Genomic DNA, 18,418 nt, shown 5'->3' on the forward strand with positions numbered 1-18,418 from the left:
GCTACTGATTGGGCTCAGGGCGGCCGCCGCGGGGCGCCCGCGCAACTTCACGGAACGGATGGCGACAACGGAGGGAAACATGTCACACGGGGAATCGGTGGGCATCATCCTGATCGAGGATGACGACGGCCACGCCACGCTCGTCGAGCGCAACCTGCGCCGGGCCGGGCTGACCAATGGCTTCATGCGGTTTGCCGACGGCCAGGAAGCGCTCGACTATTTTTTCGGCGAACCGCCTGCCGAAGCCATGGCTTCCGGCCTGCCGTCTCGCGACGATCTGGCGAACTTTGTCGTGCTGCTCGATCTGAAGATGCCGCGCGTCGATGGTTTCGAAGTGCTGCGCCGCCTGAAAGAAACGCCTTCGACTGCCGCGCTGCCTGTCATCGTGCTGACGACAACCGACGATCCGCGTGAGATCGATCGTTGCTACGAGCTTGGATGCAACGTCTACATCACGAAGCCGGTCGAATATGATGCGTTTATCGAAGCCGTGCGGCGGCTCGGGTTTTTCCTTCAGGTCGTCAAGCTGCCGCCGGGCCAGCGCCTGTCGTTGCAACATCCGGCGCAATGAATCGCGCGCGCTGCCTGCCGCGGCTCGCCACCACAAGAAGGGCATTCGCACACGAAACGCCAGCATGACCGACGACGCCATTCCCCATCAACCCGCGAGCGTGCTCGTCGTCGATGACGACGAGGGTATCCTGCGCCTCGCGCGCAAATCGCTCGAACGGGCAGGGTGCCGTGTGGCGACGTGCCCGACAGTCGGTAGCGCGCGTGAATCCATCGCGCGGGAAGCGCCGAACCTGCTCGTACTCGACTATCAGCTCGACAGCGCGGAAACGGGCCTCGACTTCTTCCGCCGTCTGCGAGCCGAGGGTGTTCGCATTCCAGCGATCCTCGTGACCGGCTTCACCGACGAATCGCGTGTCATCGAAGCGCTGCGCGCGGGCGTGTCGGACGTCGTGCCGAAATCGGGCGATTACCTTGACTATCTGCCCGAAGCGGTTGACCGCGTGCTGGCGCAGGTGCGTCTGCAAAAGGCCTCGGATGAAGCCGCGTTGCTGCGTGATCGCGAACAGCATTACCGCACGCTTTCGGAGGCGTTGCCGCACCTGGTGCTGACCTGCGACGCACACGGCGACTGTGATTTCTTTTCGAAGCAGTGGGTCGAATACACGGGCCTGAGCGAAGCCGCGTCACACGGTCTTGCGTGGCTCGAGGCCGTGCACCCGGAAGACCGCGAGGAAATCCGCCAGACGTGGCTGAAAGCCGTGCGTAGCGGCGCGACCGATTATCGTCACGAATTGCGCATCCGTCGCCATGACGGCGCATATCGCTGGTTCGCCGCGCGCATCGTGGCCGTGCAGGATTCCGATGGCGGCGTGAGCAAGTGGTTCGGCAGTTGCACCGACATCCATCCGCAACGCGAGGCGATCGAGGAGCGCGAGCTTCTGCTTGCGTCCGAGCAGGCCGCCCGCCAGACCGCCGAAGAAGCGAACCGCGCGAAGGACCGCTTTCTTGCGATGCTCTCGCACGAGTTGCGCACGCCGCTCACGCCGGTGCTGGCCGGCGCGCGCGTGCTCGAACTGATGCCGGATCTGCCGGAAAGCGCGCGGGCGGGCTTGCGGATGATCCTGCGCAACGTCGAACTGGAAGCGCGGCTGATCGACGATCTGCTCGATCTCACGCGTGTGGCGAACGGCAAGCTGCGACTCTCGCTGGAGACGGTCGATGTGCATGACGTGATCGACGGCGTGCTCGAACTCTTGCGCAGCGAAATCCAGGTCAAGCAGCAGGACGTGCATGTCGAAAAGACCGCGCGACATCACTACGTGCTCGCCGATCGCGCACGGCTGCAGCAGATGCTGTGGAACCTGATTCGCAACGCCGCCAAATTCACGCCCGACGGTGGCCATATCTACGTACGCACGCACGACGAGCGCATGCAGATCCAGATTTCAGTTGAAGACACTGGTATCGGTGTCGAGCCCGGGCAGATCGACAAGCTCTTCAATGCGTTCGAGCAGGGCAATCAAAGCATGACGGGTCAGTTCGGCGGCCTCGGTCTGGGACTCGCGATCACCCGGGCATTGACCGATGTGCACGGCGGCACGGTCACGGCGAAAAGCCCTGGCGCGCATTGCGGCGCGACGTTCACGATCACGATGCCGACGGCCGCGAAACCGGCGGAGTCGGCGTCGATCGTCGCGCTGTCGGGTCCGCATCCGGAAGGCGGGCTCGCGATCCTGCTGATCGAGGATCACGAGGACACAGCGGACGTGATGGCGCAGCTCATTCGCGGACTCGGCCACGACGTGACGGTGGTAGGCCGTGTGGCCGATGCGCTGGCTGCGACGCAGGCCACATCGTTCGATCTCGTGGTGAGCGACGTCGGTTTGCCCGACGGCACCGGGCTCGATTTCATCATGGCGTTCCGCGAGCATTCGGACGTGCCGGCCGTCGCGCTGACGGGCTTCGGCACCGACGACGACGTGCGGCGCTGTCTCGCGGCGGGCTTTACGTCGCATCTGACGAAGCCTGTCAATTTCACCCAGCTCGAACAGATGATCGAGAGCGCCGCGAGCGTGAAAGCGGACAAGCCAGACAATGCGGACGGACTCGACGCCGCGTCGGCCTGATATCGCGCGTGCTTCACGTTTCGCGTGCCGGCAAAACACAAAGGCCTGCGTGATGTTCGCGCAGGCCTTTGTGTCTGTGACGATGCCGTGAAGGTATCCGGCTTATCGTTGCTGGCTCTTCAACGCATCGCGGATTTCGCGCAGCAGAACGACGTCTTCCGGCGGAGCGGGCGGCGGCACGTCGGCAGCCGGTTTGCGCAGATTGTTGATGAATTTCACCATCAGGAAAATGATGAACGCAAGGATGATGAAGTTGATCAGCACCGTGATGAACGAGCCATAGCCGAATACGGCGACACCGGCGGTCTGCAGGTCTTTATATGAATCGGGATTGCCCTTGAACGTCCCCGGTATCTGTCCGAGCCTGATAAACATGTTCGAGAAATCGAGACCGCCGAGGACGACGCCGACTACCGGCATGATCAGATCTTTCACGATCGAATTGACGATGGTGGAAAATGCGCCGCCGATAATCACACCGACGGCAAGATCCATCACGTTGCCCTTGACGGCGAATTCCTTGAATTCCTTGATCATGCTCATTGGTTGCTTCTCCCTTGAAATCGAGGCACAGGCCTTCGGTTTTGTACTTGCGGCACGTCAATGATAGCCAACGTGAGCGACAAGCGGTAGGGTTTTGCCGCCAGAGAGGGGACGCATGCACGGATTTCCTCAAGTAAGCCCATCTTTATCCGTTTTTCCGCTTTCCGGTTCCATTCGACGCAACCGGTACGCGCGCGTGTCGCGCACGACATGCGCGGCTCAGAGCGATGCGTGTGGCGTGCGCTGCATCAGCGCGCGTGCGCTGTCGATATGCGCGGTGAAAGTCGCGGGGTCGGTATTCGTTCCGCTTAGCAAAACGCCCACGCGCCTGCCCTGCAACGTCTCGCGCAACGGTCCGAGAAGCGCCGCGACGGGTGCCGCGCATGCAGGTTCCACGGCGATCTTTAGCTGGTTGAACAGCGTGAGCATGGCGAGCCGCAGCGCATCGTCGGTGACGGTGACGATGCGTTCGATATGCCGGCGGCACAACTCATAGCTGTATTCCTCAGTATGCGGCGCGATCAGCGAATCAGCGATGCTGTGCTCGTGATGCAGCTTCACGGTGTGATTCGCGGCGAAGCTCCGGCTCATTGCGCACGCGCCTTCGGGCTCCACGCCGTACACCCGTACGCGCGGATTCGCGAGCCGCAGTGCGGTCGATACGCCGGCCGCGAGTCCGCCGCCGCCAACCGCCAGGACGACCGCGTCGAGATCGGGCGTCTGCGCGGCCCATTCGTAACCGAGCGTCGCCGCGCCCAGCACCGTGCGATAGCCGTTGAACGGATGCACGAAATATCGGCCTTCCTCGGTTTCGATGCGGCGTACGGCATCGAAGGCGTCAGCGGGACCGCCCGCCATCACGATCTCGGCGTGATAGTGCCTGCACAACGCGATGTGCGCGGGATTCGCCGAATGGAACATCACGACCTTCGCGCTGATGCCAAGACGCCTCGCCGCGCACGCCACCGCCACGGCATGGTTGCTGCCTGGACCCGAAACGCACGTGACGCCCGCACTGCGCTGAGCGTTGTCGAGCGCGAGCAGGTTCGTGAACGCACCGCGCGTCTTGAAGGTGCCGCCCGACTGCAGCAGCTCGAACTTGAAGTTGAGCGTCGTGTTTTCGAGCGACGGAAAATCCCGGCGCTCGAACACCGGCGTGCGCACGATCCACGGCGTCAGCGCGAAATGCTGCGCGGCGATGTCGTCGAGCGTGGGAATCGGCTCGCCGTCGATGGTGTGGTCGGTGTGCTGCGGTGTGGCGGTGGACATGACGTAAGCCCGGAATGATTCGCTGTATTTCGCAGTGGCTCATGGCGATTCGCCATGAGCCAGGGCGCGAATGCGTCGTTCAGACGCGACGCTCAGTGTGCATGGGCATCGACTGACATGCTGCTGATGAACTTGCCAAGAAAACGTTCGCACGCGACGAGCTGATCGAGCGCGACGAATTCGTTGGCCTTGTGCGCCTGCATGATGTCGCCCGGACCGCACACGATGCTCGGGATGCCCGCGAGCGAGAAGAGGCCCGCTTCGGTGCCGTACGCAACCTTGCGTTTGTCCTGATCGGCCGTCAGTGCGCGCACGAGCTGCGTGATCGCCGCCTGTTCCGATGAATCGAGGCCGGGCGCAGCGGCAATCTTCGTGATCTCGATGGCCGCCGACGGATGCTCGCGCAACATTTTCGGCAACAGCGTTTCGCGTGCGTATTGATCGATGCGCGCGAAGACCGGTTCGGGATCGAGCGTCGGCAGGTTGCGGAATTCGAACGCAAACCGGCATTCGGCGGGCACGGTGTTGATCGCGTTGCCGCCTTCGATCGTGCTGGTCTGCGCGGTCGTGAAGGGTACGTCGTAGAGTTCGTCGAACGGACCCTCGGCACGAAACTGGTCGGCCATGTCGCGGATGTAGCAGATGAGGCGCGCGGCGTATTCGATCGCGTTGAGGCCCTTCGGCGTCAGCGACGAATGCGCGGCCTGGCCGCGCACGCAGCACTGATACGCGTTGATACCCTTGTGCGCGATGACCGGCCGCATGCTGGTCGGCTCTCCGACGATACAGCCATCCGGCTTGATGCCGCGCTTCATCAGATCGGCGATTAGCAGCGGGGCGCCGACGCAACCCACTTCTTCGTCGAATGAGAGCGCGAAATGGATCGGCTTCGCGAGCTTCGTGTTCTGCATCTGCGGCAGCAGCGTGAGCGCCGCGCCGATGAAGCCTTTCATGTCGCACGTGCCGCGTCCATACAGCTTGTCGTCGCGAATTTCGGGTTTGAACGGATCGCTGTCCCATTGCTGTCCGTCGACCGGCACAACATCGGTATGCCCCGACAGCACGATGCCGCCGTTTGTCTCGCCGTCATGCGCGGGCACCGTGGCGAAGAGGTTCGCCCATTTGCCGCTTTCGTCATGCGTGAGGGTGGCTTTGATTCCCTGCGCGCGCAGATCGTCGCGCACCATTTCAATCAGGCCGAGATTCGGATTGCGGCTGACCGTGTCGATCGACACGAGACGTTTGACCCAGGGAAGCGAAGCAGGGGAAGCGGAGGACGAAGGTGTGGATTGCGCTGTTTCAGCGACGTGTGACATGACAGAACTCCAGCATGGTTACCGTTCGATCATACCCAAAAAACATACGTCGAGCCAAAGCTGACAATAACAAAGACATGTTGCGGTGCGTGTATGACGCACCGCAACATGTCAGGCCTGACGCGCCGCGGCGGCCGTGCCCCGGGTCGGCGCGCCGAGTGCACGCAGCGTTTCCTTCACCGTCGAAACACGCACCGCGAGGTCGGGCGTACGCGTCTCGATGCGCAGCTTGTCCTGCCCCGCGAGCTTGATGTGCTTGTGCTTCTGGACCATTTCGATGATGCGCATCGCGTCGATCGGCGGATTGGGGATGAACTGCAGGCCGATCACCGTTTCGCCGGCATCGATCTTCGAAATGCCGAGCGGTTTTGCGGCGAGCCGCAGGCGATGCGTTTCGACGAGCGCCAGCGCCGGTGGCGGCAATTTTCCGAAGCGGTCGATCAGCTCTTCCTGAATGCCGTCGATCGCGTCGGGGTGCTCGCAGTTCGCGAGACGTTTGTAGAGCGAAAGCCGCTCCTGCACGTCGCCGCAATAGTCCGAGGGCAGAATCGCGGGCGCATGCAGGTTGATCTCGGTCGTGGCGGCGAGCGGCGCGGTGAGGTCCGGCTCGCGGCCCTCCTTCAATGCCTTGACCGCGTCGTTCAGCATGTCGGTGTAAAGCTGGAAACCGATCTCGTGAATTTCGCCCGACTGCTTGTCGCCCAGCACTTCGCCCGTGCCGCGAATTTCGAGGTCGTGCATCGCGAGATAGAAGCCCGCGCCGAGTTCTTCCATCTGCTGGATCGCTTCGAGCCGGCGCTGGGCCTGTTTCGTGAGACCTTGCGGATCGTGCACGAGCAGATACGAGTACGCCTGATGATGCGAGCGCCCGACGCGGCCGCGCAGCTGATGCAATTGCGCCAGCCCGAACTTGTCGGCACGATGGATCAGGATCGTGTTCGCGCTCGGCACGTCGATGCCGGTTTCGATAATCGTCGTGCACAGCAGCACGTTCGCCCGTTGCGCGACGAAATCGCGCATCACACGTTCGAGCTCGCGCTCATGCATCTGCCCGTGCGCCACGGCAATGCGCGCTTCCGGCACGAGCGCTTCGAGCATCGCGCGACGGTTCTCGATCGTCTCCACTTCGTTGTGCAGGAAGTACACCTGGCCGCCGCGCTTGAGTTCGCGCAGCATCGCCTCGCGGATCACGCTGTCTTCCTCGCGACGCACGAAGGTCTTGATCGCGAGGCGCTTCTGCGGCGCGGTCGCGATCACCGAGAAGTCGCGCAGGCCTTCGAGCGCCATGCCGAGCGTGCGCGGAATCGGCGTGGCGGTGAGCGTGAGCACGTCGACTTCGGCGCGCAGCGCCTTCAGCGCTTCTTTCTGGCGCACGCCGAAACGGTGTTCCTCGTCGATGATGACAAGGCCCAGCCGCTTGAACTGCACGTCCGACGACAGCAGCTTGTGCGTGCCGATCACGATATCGACGGTGCCCTCGTTGATCTGCTGGATCGACGCGTTGACTTCCTTCGTCGACTTGAAGCGCGACAGCTCCGCGATGCGCACCGGCCAGTCGGAGAAGCGGTCGGTGAACGTCTGCGTGTGCTGTTCGGCGAGCAAGGTGGTAGGCGAGAGCAGCGCGACCTGCTTGCCGCCGAGCACCGCGATGAACGCGGCGCGCAATGCGACTTCGGTCTTGCCGAAACCGACGTCGCCGCACACGAGACGGTCCATCGGCTTGCCGCTCGTCATGTCGCCGATCACGGCGGTAATGGCGGCGGCCTGATCGGGCGTCTCCTCGAAGCCGAAGCTTTCGGCGAACTTCGTGTAGTCGCGTGGTTCGAGCGCGAACGCGTGACCCTGACGCAGCGCGCGGCGCGCATACAGGTTCAGCAGTTCGGCCGCGGTGTCGCGAATCTGCTGCGCGGCGCGGCGCTTGGCCTTTTCCCACTGGCCCGAGCCGAGCGCATGCAGCGGCGCGCTTTCCGGATCGGCGCCGCTGTAGCGCGAAATCACGTGCAGTTGCGACACAGGCACGTAGAGATTGCTGTCGCCCTGGTATTCGAGGTGCAGGAACTCGGTGTCGCCTTCGCCGAGGTCCATCGTCACGAGGCCCCTATAGCGGCCGATACCGTGCTGCGAATGCACGACCGGGTCGCCGATCTTCAGCTCCGACAGGTCTCGCACCATCGAATCGACGTTGCTCGCCTGTTCCTGGCGCCGCCGCCCGGCGCGGCGCGCGAGCGGGCCATACAGCTCGGTCTCGGTGATGAGCGCGATGCCTTCGGCTGGAATCGCGAAGCCATTCGATAGCGGCGACACGCCGAGCGCGAAACGCGCTTCGCTCGCGAGCCAGTCGGCGTAGCTGTCGGTCGACGCCGGCAACAGATGGTTGTCGACGAAGAGTTGCATGATTGTCTCGCGCCGGCCCGCCGATTCGGCGGCGAACATCACGCGATGCGGCGTCGTGTCGAGATACGCGCGCAATGCGGAGATCGGGTCCTCGGCGTGACGGTCGATCGCGAGGTGCGGCAGCGGCGTCGCCCAGCCGCCGCCCGCGTTGCCCGGCAACACGAGGCGCGCGAACGGCTTCGCGAGCGTGAAGAAGTCTTCGTCGGAGAGAAAGAGGCGTTCCGGGTCGAGAATCGGCCGGTCGCGGTCGTGCGACAGGAAGTTGTGGCGCTGCTTCGTGTCGTTCGTGAAACGGCGGATCGCGGCGTCCAGGTCGCCGACGAAGGCGAGCTGGGCGTTGTCGGGCAGATAGTGGAAGAGCGTCGCCGTATCTTCGAAGAAGAGTGGCAGGTAATACTCGATCCCCGCCGACGGCACGCCATTGCCGATGTCCTTGTAGATCGACGCGCGGCTCGGATCGCCTTCGAACACCTCGCGCCAGCGGCTGCGAAACGCGGTGCGGGCGGTTTCGTCGAACGGGAATTCACGGCCCGGCAGGAGGCGCACGTCACGTACCGGGTAGAGGCTGCGCTGCGTGTCGGGATCGAACGCGCGGATCGAATCGACCTGGTCGTCGAAGAGGTCGATCCGGTAAGGCAGGGGGGAACCCATCGGAAACAGGTCGATCAGCGAGCCGCGCACGCAGTATTCGCCTGGCCGCACGACCTGGCTCACGTGTTCGTAGCCCGCCAGCGTCAATTGCGACTTCAGCTTCGTTTCGTCGAGCCGCGCGCCCTGGGTGAACGAGAACGTGTAGGCCGCCATGAACGACGCGGGCGGCATGCGATACAGCGCGGTCGTAGCGGGTACGAGCAGGATGTCGCAACGGCCTTCGCCGAGGTCGTGCAGCGTCGCGAGCCGCTCGGAGACGAGGTCCTGGTGCGGCGAGAACGTGTCGTAAGGCAGCGTTTCCCAGTCGGGAAGCAGACGCACGCGGGCTTCGGGCGCGAAGAACGCGATTTCCTGGGTGAGACGCTGCGCATCGACCGCGCTCGCGCAGACCACCGCCAGAAGCGGCACCTGCTCGCGATATGCAAGGTGATAGCGGGCGATCAGAAGCGCATCGGACGAGCCGTGCGTGCCGTCGAAGGCGAAACGCTGCCCGGCCTTGACCAGCGCGACGGGCGGGGTGGACTGCGATGAAACGGCGATATCTGGCATAACGAAAAGGCAGCCCTGGCTCACACGTGAGCGGCAAGTTTACGCGCGTCTCGACGTGGACGCGAAGGACCTATTATAAAATCCGTCCTTCACTTTGACTTTCCCGGCGTCCGCCCTCGTGACTTCACGTCTTTTTGCCCTGATCCCATCCGCGGGAACCGGCAGCCGCTCAGGCGCCGCGATGCCCAAGCAGTACCGCACCGTCGCGGGCCGGGACATGCTTCATTACTCGCTGGCCGCGTTCGATGCGTGCAGCGAATTTGCGCAGACGCTCGTGGTGATCGCCCCCGACGACCAGCATTTCGACGCCCGGCGCTTCGCCGGCCTGCGCTTCGCGGTGCGCCGCACGGGCGGGGCGTCGCGCCAGGCATCGGTGCTGAACGGCCTGCACGCGCTGGCCGAATTCGGCGCCGGTGACGACGACTGGGTTCTGGTGCATGACGCCGCGCGCCCCGGGATCACGGCGGCGCTGATCCGCTCGCTGGTCGCGGCGCTCAAGGACGACCCGGTGGGCGGCATCATGGCGTTGCCCGCCGCCGATACGTTGAAGCGCATCACGCCCGACAGCGATAACCGGATCGCCCGCACCGAGGCCCGCGACGGCCTGTGGCAGGCGCAGACGCCGCAGATGTTTCGCGTCGGCATGCTGCGCGAGGCGATCCTGCGCGCGCAGCAGGACGGCCATGATCTCACCGACGAGGCGAGCGCGATCGAATGGCTCGGCCACGCGCCGCGCCTCGTGCAGGGCAGCCTGCGCAACTTCAAGGTCACGTATCCCGAAGACTTCGATCTCGCGGATGCGATTCTCAGCCGGCCAGCGGCTTCCTGATTCAACAACGTACGACGACAGGTTAAAGAGCATATGGATATCAGGATCGGACAGGGTTATGACGTGCACGCGCTCGTACCGGGGCGCCCGCTCATCATCGGCGGCGTGACGGTGCCTTACGAGCGGGGCCTCCTTGGCCATTCCGACGCCGACGTGCTGCTGCACGCGATCACCGACGCGCTTTTCGGCGCTGCGGCGATGGGCGACATCGGCCGTCACTTTCCCGATACGGACGAACGTTTCAAGGGCGCGAATTCCCGTGTGCTGCTGCGCGAGTGCGCGAAGCGGGTGACCGACGCCGGCTTTGCGATCGGCAACGTCGACAGCACGGTGATCGCGCAGGCGCCGAAGCTCGCGCCGCATATCGATGCGATGCGCGCGAACATCGCCGAAGACCTGAACTTGCCGCTGGACCGCGTCAACGTGAAAGCGAAGACCAACGAGAAGCTGGGCTATCTGGGGCGGGGCGAGGGGATCGAGGCGCAGGCGGCGGTGCTGCTGTCGCGCGTTTGATTGCGTTGCGGCGAGCGCGATGCACCGCCCGCTGAAGGGCGCACGCAAGCGTTGAGTGAATGAGAAACGCCACGGCCTGAAAAGCCGTGGCGTTTCTCATTGCGCGCTCAGGCGCCGGGCAAACGCCAGGACGCCATGACATGGCGGCTTACTTCCCTTCGGCTGCAATCACCAGCGCCGCTGCGTTGATCACCGCGGCGATACGGCCGACGTCGCGCAATTGCGTCGCGCTCATGCCGTCGGCGACCAGGTTCTCCGCGTGCGATTTCACGCAGAAGTGGCACTTGCCGATAATCGATGCCGCGAGCGCGTACATCTCGAAGCGACGCTTGTCCACGCCGCCGTGCGACGCGTATGCGTTCATCCGCAGGCCAGCCGGTTGCGTCTTGAGATCGGCGTTGTCGGCCATCTCGAGATACGGATACCAGACGTTGTTCATGCCCATCAACGCAGCGGCCGTCAGCACGCCGTTCGTTTCTTCCGGCGACAGCACACCCGCATTACGGATCGCATCGACGATCACGTGGCTCTTCGCCGCGAATGCCGCGGCCAGCGCGACGCCAACTGCATCCGTGCCTTCCAGCGACGAGCGCGCAATCGTGCCGTCCAGATTCAGGCGGATATCTTTCGCGTAATCGGGAACGAGATCTTTAATTGAAGAAAGAAATTCCATTGATATCTCCTGGCAGATTGCCGATAAAAAAGCCCGCCGGCTCTTTCAAGCCTGGCGGGCTTTCCACTGCAATGCTTATTACAGCGTTGCGCCGCCCACTGCACGGTTGCACGGGCACAGTTCGTCCGTTTGCAGACCGTCGAGAATACGCAGCACTTCTTCCGGGTTACGGCCGACGTTCAGGTTGTTCACCGAAACGTGCTGGATCGTGTTGTCCGGGTCGACGATGAACGTGGCGCGCAGTGCCACGCCCGCTTCCTTGTCGCGCACGCCGAGCTGGTCGATCAGTTCGCCCTTGACGTCGCCGAACGCATAGTGGTTCAGCTTGTTCAGGTCCTTGTGTTCACGACGCCATGCGAGCTTGACGAATTCGTTGTCGACGCTGCCGCCGAGCAGAACGGCGTCGCGTTCCGCGAAATCCCTGGCGAGCTTGCCGAATTCGACGATTTCCGTCGGGCACACGAACGTGAAATCCTTCGGGTAGAAGTAGATGATCTTCCACTTGCCCGGGAACGACTGTTCGGTGATTTCTTCGAACGCCGACACGCCGTTTTCTTCATGATTGTTGAAGCCCGGCTTGGCTGCAGTGACGGTGAAAGCTTCGAGTTTATCGCCCACGGTTTTCATGCGGATACTCCTGTGTGTGTTGAAAAACAATCTGTTCAGGCTGTCCTGCCCGCTGTAACGGATGAGACGTTACTTGAAGGTCACTATAACTCTATTAAGCAATTAAATCAATAGTTTTTGACTAATACATCGGATAGATTTTTTTCACTGGCTCGATAGATCGGGCCATGCGTCTCCGTTTGCGGTGTTTTGCTGGCTGCCGTCCCGTGCGCCGGATCCGGAAGGAAGTCAGATGCCTTTCGCGAGCGGGAAGTCGATCGTGACTTCGAGTCCGGGGCCGGGCGTCCGGTTGCGCAGACGCAGCGAGCCGCGATAACGGCCGACCAGGCGCTGCACGATCGCCATGCCGAGCCCGGTGCCGTTCGCCTGGCTGCGCGCCGAATTCACACGATAGAACGGTCGTGTGACAAGCGCGAGCTGGTCTTCCGGAATACCGGGCCCCTCGTCGACCACGGACAGTTCCACGCGCGAATGCGACACACGCGTTTCGATGACGACGCGCGGAATGCCGTCGCCGTCGCTCAAACCGTACTTGCGCGCATTCTCGACCAGATTGCCGACAACGCGCCGCATGTCGGTCTCGTCCGCCTCGACCACCGCCGACGGCGCGAGCCGCGTCACGAGGCGCATGCCGTCTTCGCTCGCCATGCGCGCGGCCACTTCTCCTGCGATCACGGAAAGATCGACCGGTTCCGTCATTCTTTGCACAGGCCGCGCGTAATCCAGGAACCGGCCGATGATCATGTCCATCTGTTCGATGTCGTCGACCATCGCGTCCTTCGTGCTCTGGTCGGACGGACTCATTTCCGTTTCGAGCCGCAGGCGCGCGAGCGGGGTGCGCAGGTCATGCGAAATGCCGGCGAGCATCAGCGCGCGATCGGCCTCGAGCTGTTCGAGGTCGGTCACCATCTGGTTGAAGCTCCGGTTTGTTTCAGCGGCGACGCCCATGCCGCGCTCGGGCAGCGGCTCGGGCGACTGCCCGGAACCCACCTTGCGCGCGGCCATCGCGAGCCGCGCGAACGGTCTGTTCACGAGACTCGTGATGAACGCCGCGCCGAACAGCGACAGCGCGAGCGCGAAGATGCCCCATCCAGCCCACTGCAGACCGGTGACGTTGTCGAGCTGGTCGCGATCGAGCGCGACCCAGTAGTCGTCATCGTCGATCTTGAAGCTGATCCATACGCCTGGAATATCGTTGACCGTCTGCGCGATGACCGTATCGTCGCCAAGACGTCCGCGGATGTCGTGTTCGATCAGCCGGTTGAGCGACTCGTCCGGTTGAAGGCGATATTTGTCGGTGGTTTCGCGCGGATACACGCGCACCCCTTCGTTGCTTTCCAGATCCTGCAGCAGGGCGCGCCGCAGGTCGGGATCGGAATAAAGGAGGGCGGTGCGCGTGAGCTTCACGATCGCGACGAGCTGCAACGCCACGCGCTGCGCGCGCGGCTCGCGTTCGATGACCCGGAAGCTCTGGAACCATGCGGCGAGACTGACCGCGATCAGAAGCGCGATCAGCAGGAAGGTCCGCCAGAAAAGGCCGCCGAACGCGAGCGTCAGGAGGCGCCGGTCGATCCGCATGGGCCCTTCTCGTCAGAAAGCAGGCGCGACAACCTCGGGGAGACCGTCAAGCCGCGCCGTCGGGGATGAAGACATAGCCGAGACCCCACACCGTCTGGATGAAACGCGGGCTGCCCGGATCCGGTTCGATGAGCTTGCGCAGACGCGAGATCTGCACGTCGAGGCTGCGGTCGAACACTTCGTATTCACGGCCGCGTGCAAGCTCCATCAGCTTTTCGCGCGACAGTGGCTGGCGCGGATGACGCGCGAACACCTTCAGCACGGAGAACTCACCGGTGGTGAGCGGAATTTCCTGGCCGGCCTTCGTCAGCGTGCGGGTTGCGAGGTTGAGCGCGAATTCGCCGAACTCGAAAACCTCGGTGGTCTCGGAAGGCGCACCCGGGAGTTCCGACGGCGACTGGCGACGCAGCACCGCGTGAATGCGCGCGACGAGTTCGCGTGGATTGAATGGCTTTGGCAGGTAATCGTCGGCGCCCATTTCGAGCCCGACGATGCGGTCGACGTCTTCACCCTTCGCCGTCAGCATGATGATCGGCGTGCGATCGTTGCTGCCGCGCAGACGCCGGCAGATCGAGAGGCCATCCTCGCCAGGAAGCATCAGGTCGAGCACGAGCAGATCGAACCGCTCACGGACCCACAGCTTGTTCATTGACGGTGCGTTTTCAGCGACATAGACGTTGAAGCCCTGTTCGCCCAGATAGCGGCGCAGCAGATCGCGCAGACGCGGATCGTCATCGACGACGAGGATTTTTGAAGGGTTTTTGGTTTCCATAGTCGGCATCTTAGCGCGATTACAAAGCGGTGCCCGTTCGCACCAATTATCAGGTTACAGTCAGTTACAAAATTTACCCTGCTCGTGGCACGACGTAAAGCATGCGCGCTTACACTCCTTTACTGTTTGCGGCTGTTCGGTAGATACTTCACTCGACAAAAAACTCTCGCTCCCGGTTATTGCTGGGGTTTGCACACGCATTTGAGGTACCGGTTGGCGCGCCACGAAGGGAAAAAGATGAAGGGAGGGGTTTGGCCGAATGTGCGCTTGCGCGTGATTGCACTGGCGGTTGCCGGCACGCTGACTGGCACATTGGCTTCGATGCCCACCCACGCCCAGCCTGCGCCAGACCGGGTGGCGAATTCCCGTTCGTCCGGGCATAACGGAAATAAGGCACCGCGTCCGCCGCGTGGCGTGCACGCCGATTCACCAGCATCGGACATCATGATGCGCACCGCGGTTCCCCCCGATCTCGATCAACGTCGTCGCGATGGGCACATGACGCCCGACGAGCGACGGCTCCTGCGTCAGCACATCGAAGACGCCGTGCGTGAGCTCTACAAGCGGTAGGTGTTTCGTTTGCTCCGTCGTGCGTGAACGTTCTGGCTGCACTTCCAGTGCGCTTCAAAAATCCCCTGGCTGCTCCTTCGTCACCCTTCATCATCATGTAGCACCGGACTTCGTTGCGCGTGTAACGTACAGGCTCGGTGCTGGCGCGAACGTGTGGCATCTTTCGCTCTCATGTGAGCTACGCTGACGTTACGTCCGCAACGATCTCACGGCGGATGCGATGCTGGCGGAACCAGCGGTGTGTATCCCTGCCGAAATAAAAATGCTTCGACGTTGCGACTTCAACAGTACCGCGACAACACCGCGAAATCGCGAAGCGCGTAAAGAGTTGACCGGGGTTGACTGGAACGCAAACCAGAAGACGAACGAGGTGCGCCATGAAACGACGCGATTTCCTTGCGATGGCATCGGTGGCATCCGCGGCCAGTGCCGCCATGTGGCTGCCGGCGGCGTTCGTGGCGCAGGGTGCGGCGCGCGTCGATGAACCGGCGTCCGGCGCATTTCCAGACACGCTGGGCGAACGCGATTATCGCAACCTGTTGATTCTCGTCGAACTGAAGGGAGGCAATGACGGTCTGAACACGGTCATTCCCTACGCCGATCCGGCGTACTACACGCTGCGCAAAAACATCGGCATCAGACGCGAGCAGTTGATTCAACTCGACGGACAAACGGCGCTCCATCCCGCGTTGCAGTCGCTGATACCGCTTTGGCAAGCGCGCGAACTCGCCATCGTGCAGGGCGTGGGCTACGGGCAGCCGAACCTGTCGCATTTTCGTTCGATCGAGATCTGGGACACCGCGTCGCGCGCGGATCAGTATCTGCGCGAAGGCTGGCTTTCGCGCGCGTTTGCGCAGCGCCCCGTACCGGCCGGTTTTGCCGCCGACGGCGTGATGATCGACAGCGTGGAAATGGGCCCGTTCGCAAACGGCGCGCGCACGATCAGGCTCGTCGACCCGATGCAGTTTGCGCGCATGTCGCGGCTTGTCACGCCGGTCTCACTGCATGAGCGCAACCCTGAACTTCACCACGTGCACGACGTTGACAGGGACATCGTCAACGCGGCTCCCGTTATCCGTCTCGCGACCGGTGCGCACGAAGGACAACCCGAACTGAAGACGGTGTTTCCTCCGGGCGCGTTCGGTGCATCGGTCAGGACAGCAATGCAGGTCCTGTCCGCCGGAAATCACGCTCCGGGGTTGCCGCTGGCCGGCGAGGGCGTCGCGGCGATCCGTCTGACGTTGAACGGTTTCGACACGCATCAGAATCAGTCCGGCCGGCACGCGGCTTTGCTCGCGCAACTGGCGGAAGGTCTGATGTCGATGAAAGCGGCGCTGGTCGAAATGGGGCGCTGGGACCACACGCTTGTGATGACGTACTCGGAATTCGGGCGGCGTGCACGCGAGAATCCGGGCAATGGCACCGATCACGGCACCGTGGCGCCGCACTTCGTCGCAGGCGGCCGGGTGCGCGGCGGTTTGCATGGCGTGCCGCCGGTGCTCACGCGACTCGATGGCAACGGCAATCTGCCGGTGGGCGTCGACTTCCGCGAGATGTACGCGACAGTGCTTGCGTCGTGGTGGGGGCTCGATCCGTCGATTGTGCTTCGGGAGCGGTTTGCACCACTCCCGTTGCTGCACGTTTGATTCTGGTTGTGTCGCGCTGGAAACTTTGACTGATTAGCTCGATTTGCGCGCTGCGCGCCACGCGATCCAGAGCTTGCGGACCGGCGTTAGCGCGATCCGTTGATGCAGGACCTGGTAGCCTGCGCGCTCGATCTCGTCGAGCACCGCGAGCGAAAGCGCCGCTTGTGCGCGAAGCGTGCGCTGTGCCGACCGCTCGTCGGCCGGGATCGCGGCGAGCGCGGCGTACAGCGCGTCGCGCGCGCGCGTTGTCTGGAAGCGCATCAGTTCAGTGAACGCGTCGCTGTAACGGCGGTTGATCAGGTCCGCGGCCGTCACGTTGAAGCGCTGCATTTCGTCGATGGGGATATAGATGCGTCCGTGGCGCGCATCGTCGCCGAGGGCTTCGACGAACTGCGCGAGCATCAGCGCCTGACCGAGCGCCGGAGCCCAGTTCGACACCTGCGCCGGATTGCGTGCGGTAGCGCGCGCGACGAGCGTGGCAAACGTGCCGCCGACGCTCGCCATATAGCGCTGCAAATTTGGATAGTCGAGATAGCGGGCCTGATCGAGATCCATCTCGTAGCCGGCGAGCAGCGCCTGCAGCGACGGATAGCTGTCTTCGAGGTCGCTGAGCCAGACGGTGAGCGCCTTCGACACCGGATGCGACGGCTCACCCGCGGCGAGCGCGGCGATTTCCTTCTGCCACCATGCGAGCTTCGTACGGCCGATGGTCGGATCGCTCGTTTCCTTGACGGTCTCCTCGAATTCGCGGCGCAGCGCGAAGAGGGCGGTCAACAGCGGCTGGCGGGCGACGGACGCCTGACGAAGCGCGTAATAGGCGCTGGAGCCGGGCGGGGCGGCTTTCTGCTGGCAATATTCGTCGAAATTCACTGGAATGGGGGTGTGGGGAATCGGATGCAGGGAGCGCACACCGTGCGCTGTGGCAAGCCGAAAATTGTAGCATCGCGATCGATTTCGCAGATGCAGACAAGCGTTGGCCAATCGGTTAGAATTTCGCGCTTACGCTTTCGGGCGCGGCTTCGGCGGGCAGCATCCGTTGATGAGCGAACGGTGGCGAGCCAGAACATCGGGTAGCGTGCTCACGCATTCAGCCCGGCTGCGAGGATGGCGAAATTGGTAGACGCACCAGGTTTAGGTCCTGACGCCAGCAATGGTGTAGGGGTTCGAGTCCCCTTCCTCGCACCACTCTTTTTTCATATTGATTCTTCCCGGCAGGTTCGCCGCGCGGATGTCCTCGCGTGATATCGCGCGCGGTCATTCACCGGGCAGCGCCATCGCATATCACGGTTTCGAAGGCATCACGGAAGGGCCGCGTCCTGTCGTCTATCCCGGTGACCGCTGCATGAGCGGCGGCTGCCGGCCGCTACGGACGGAAGCCGGGCAATCGATGCAGGTCAGGCGTCACGCGCCTGCATGTTCTGGATGACCTTGTCGAGCGCGTTGCTCAACGAGGCCCGTTCGTTCTCGTCGAGGCACGCGAAGAGATCCAGGTTCCATTTGCGCGCGACGGGCATCACACGACGATAGAGTGCGCGTCCTTGCGCCGTGAGCGAAACGAGCACGACACGGCCATCATCTTCACTCGCCTCACGCATGACGAGCCCCTGTTTGATAAGCGCCTCGGCGGCGCGGCTCGCCTGGCTCTTGTCGAGATTCGCATGTCGCGCGAGATCCATGATCGAAAACGGTCCAAACGATCCCACCGATGCGATCACGCGCGCTTCCGGAAGCGTGACGTCGAGCTTCTCCTGATAGCGTTCACCGATGCCGCGTTCGGCGAGCTTGTTCAGAACGTGCAGACGGTACGTCAGGAACTGCTCGAGTCCGGCTTTGGCGGATGCCTTCATGG

16 protein-coding genes and 1 tRNA gene are annotated in these 18,418 nt (G+C 63.1%); 7 read left to right on the plus strand and 10 right to left on the minus strand.

From position 1 onward, the window contains the following. The first annotated feature begins 79 nt into the window (after positions 1-79). Together LPA37_RS21745 and LPA37_RS21750 are read left to right on the plus strand one after the other, a co-directional pair. Entirely contained in the window at positions 80-571 is a 492-nt protein-coding gene (locus LPA37_RS21745; RefSeq protein WP_228974366.1) for a response regulator, read from the plus strand. A gap of 64 nt (positions 572-635) precedes the next feature. Next, entirely contained in the window at positions 636-2,639 is a 2,004-nt protein-coding gene (locus tag LPA37_RS21750) for a hybrid sensor histidine kinase/response regulator (RefSeq protein ID WP_228974365.1), read from the plus strand. A 102-nt stretch (positions 2,640-2,741) separates the two neighbouring features. Here LPA37_RS21750 and mscL read toward each other — a convergent pair whose 3' ends face one another. The 4 genes from mscL to mfd form a co-directional block, all read right to left on the minus strand. Beyond that, on the minus strand, positions 2,742-3,182 hold the full coding sequence (gene mscL / locus LPA37_RS21755) for a large conductance mechanosensitive channel protein MscL (RefSeq protein WP_228974363.1): 441 nt from the start codon (positions 3,180-3,182) through the stop codon (positions 2,742-2,744). Between the two features lie 219 nt (positions 3,183-3,401). After that, positions 3,402-4,451, minus strand: coding sequence for a pyridoxal-phosphate dependent enzyme (locus tag LPA37_RS21760; RefSeq protein ID WP_229013695.1), 1,050 nt, complete (start codon positions 4,449-4,451; stop codon positions 3,402-3,404). A 92-nt stretch (positions 4,452-4,543) separates the two neighbouring features. Next, entirely contained in the window at positions 4,544-5,767 is a 1,224-nt protein-coding gene (gene argE / locus LPA37_RS21765; RefSeq protein ID WP_228974357.1) for an acetylornithine deacetylase, read from the minus strand. 111 nt (positions 5,768-5,878) lie between these two features. Continuing rightward, positions 5,879-9,361, minus strand: coding sequence for a transcription-repair coupling factor (mfd, locus tag LPA37_RS21770; protein ID WP_229013696.1), 3,483 nt, complete (start codon positions 9,359-9,361; stop codon positions 5,879-5,881). A gap of 118 nt (positions 9,362-9,479) precedes the next feature. On the opposite strand from mfd, the gene ispD reads away from it, so the two are divergent. Together ispD and ispF are read left to right on the plus strand one after the other, a co-directional pair. Further along, positions 9,480-10,190, plus strand: a complete 711-nt coding sequence (ispD, locus tag LPA37_RS21775) for a 2-C-methyl-D-erythritol 4-phosphate cytidylyltransferase (RefSeq protein WP_090533846.1) — start codon at positions 9,480-9,482, stop codon at positions 10,188-10,190. A gap of 33 nt (positions 10,191-10,223) precedes the next feature. Further along, positions 10,224-10,703 (plus strand): 2-C-methyl-D-erythritol 2,4-cyclodiphosphate synthase, encoded by a 480-nt coding sequence (ispF, locus tag LPA37_RS21780; RefSeq protein ID WP_228974353.1) that lies wholly within the window; start codon positions 10,224-10,226, stop codon positions 10,701-10,703. Positions 10,704-10,851: 148 nt separating this feature from the next. On the opposite strand, the gene LPA37_RS21785 is transcribed toward ispF, so the two are convergent. From LPA37_RS21785 to ompR, 4 genes are all read right to left on the minus strand, one after another. Next, on the minus strand, positions 10,852-11,376 hold the full coding sequence (locus LPA37_RS21785) for a carboxymuconolactone decarboxylase family protein (protein WP_228974352.1): 525 nt from the start codon (positions 11,374-11,376) through the stop codon (positions 10,852-10,854). A 78-nt stretch (positions 11,377-11,454) separates the two neighbouring features. After that, on the minus strand, positions 11,455-12,003 hold the full coding sequence (locus tag LPA37_RS21790) for a peroxiredoxin (RefSeq protein ID WP_228974350.1): 549 nt from the start codon (positions 12,001-12,003) through the stop codon (positions 11,455-11,457). 228 nt (positions 12,004-12,231) lie between these two features. Beyond that, positions 12,232-13,581: an ATP-binding protein gene (locus LPA37_RS21795; RefSeq protein WP_228974348.1), complete on the minus strand. Its 1,350-nt coding sequence runs from the start codon at positions 13,579-13,581 to the stop codon at positions 12,232-12,234. Between the two features lie 46 nt (positions 13,582-13,627). Then, positions 13,628-14,362 (minus strand): osmolarity response regulator transcription factor OmpR, encoded by a 735-nt coding sequence (gene ompR / locus LPA37_RS21800; protein ID WP_006048917.1) that lies wholly within the window; start codon positions 14,360-14,362, stop codon positions 13,628-13,630. 228 nt (positions 14,363-14,590) lie between these two features. Between ompR and LPA37_RS21805 the strand changes: the two genes are divergently transcribed. Both LPA37_RS21805 and LPA37_RS21810 read left to right on the plus strand, forming a co-directional pair. Further along, positions 14,591-14,923 carry a hypothetical protein gene (locus LPA37_RS21805; protein ID WP_229013710.1) on the plus strand — a complete coding sequence of 111 codons (333 nt, stop codon included), beginning with the start codon at positions 14,591-14,593 and terminating at the stop codon, positions 14,921-14,923. Positions 14,924-15,300: 377 nt separating this feature from the next. Continuing rightward, positions 15,301-16,569 carry a DUF1501 domain-containing protein gene (locus LPA37_RS21810; protein ID WP_229013697.1) on the plus strand — a complete coding sequence of 423 codons (1,269 nt, stop codon included), beginning with the start codon at positions 15,301-15,303 and terminating at the stop codon, positions 16,567-16,569. A 33-nt stretch (positions 16,570-16,602) separates the two neighbouring features. On the opposite strand, the gene LPA37_RS21815 is transcribed toward LPA37_RS21810, so the two are convergent. Next, entirely contained in the window at positions 16,603-17,439 is an 837-nt protein-coding gene (locus LPA37_RS21815) for a squalene/phytoene synthase family protein (protein WP_229013711.1), read from the minus strand. 228 nt (positions 17,440-17,667) lie between these two features. Between LPA37_RS21815 and LPA37_RS21820 the strand changes: the two genes are divergently transcribed. After that, a tRNA-Leu gene (locus tag LPA37_RS21820) sits at positions 17,668-17,754 on the plus strand. Between the two features lie 209 nt (positions 17,755-17,963). On the opposite strand, the gene LPA37_RS21825 is transcribed toward LPA37_RS21820, so the two are convergent. Next, positions 17,964-18,416 carry a MarR family winged helix-turn-helix transcriptional regulator gene (locus LPA37_RS21825; RefSeq protein WP_228974345.1) on the minus strand — a complete coding sequence of 151 codons (453 nt, stop codon included), beginning with the start codon at positions 18,414-18,416 and terminating at the stop codon, positions 17,964-17,966. Positions 18,417-18,418 lie beyond the last annotated feature (2 nt).

Origin of the sequence: Paraburkholderia gardini (assembly GCF_907164545.1) — a bacterium.
GTDB lineage: Bacteria > Pseudomonadota > Gammaproteobacteria > Burkholderiales > Burkholderiaceae > Paraburkholderia > Paraburkholderia gardini.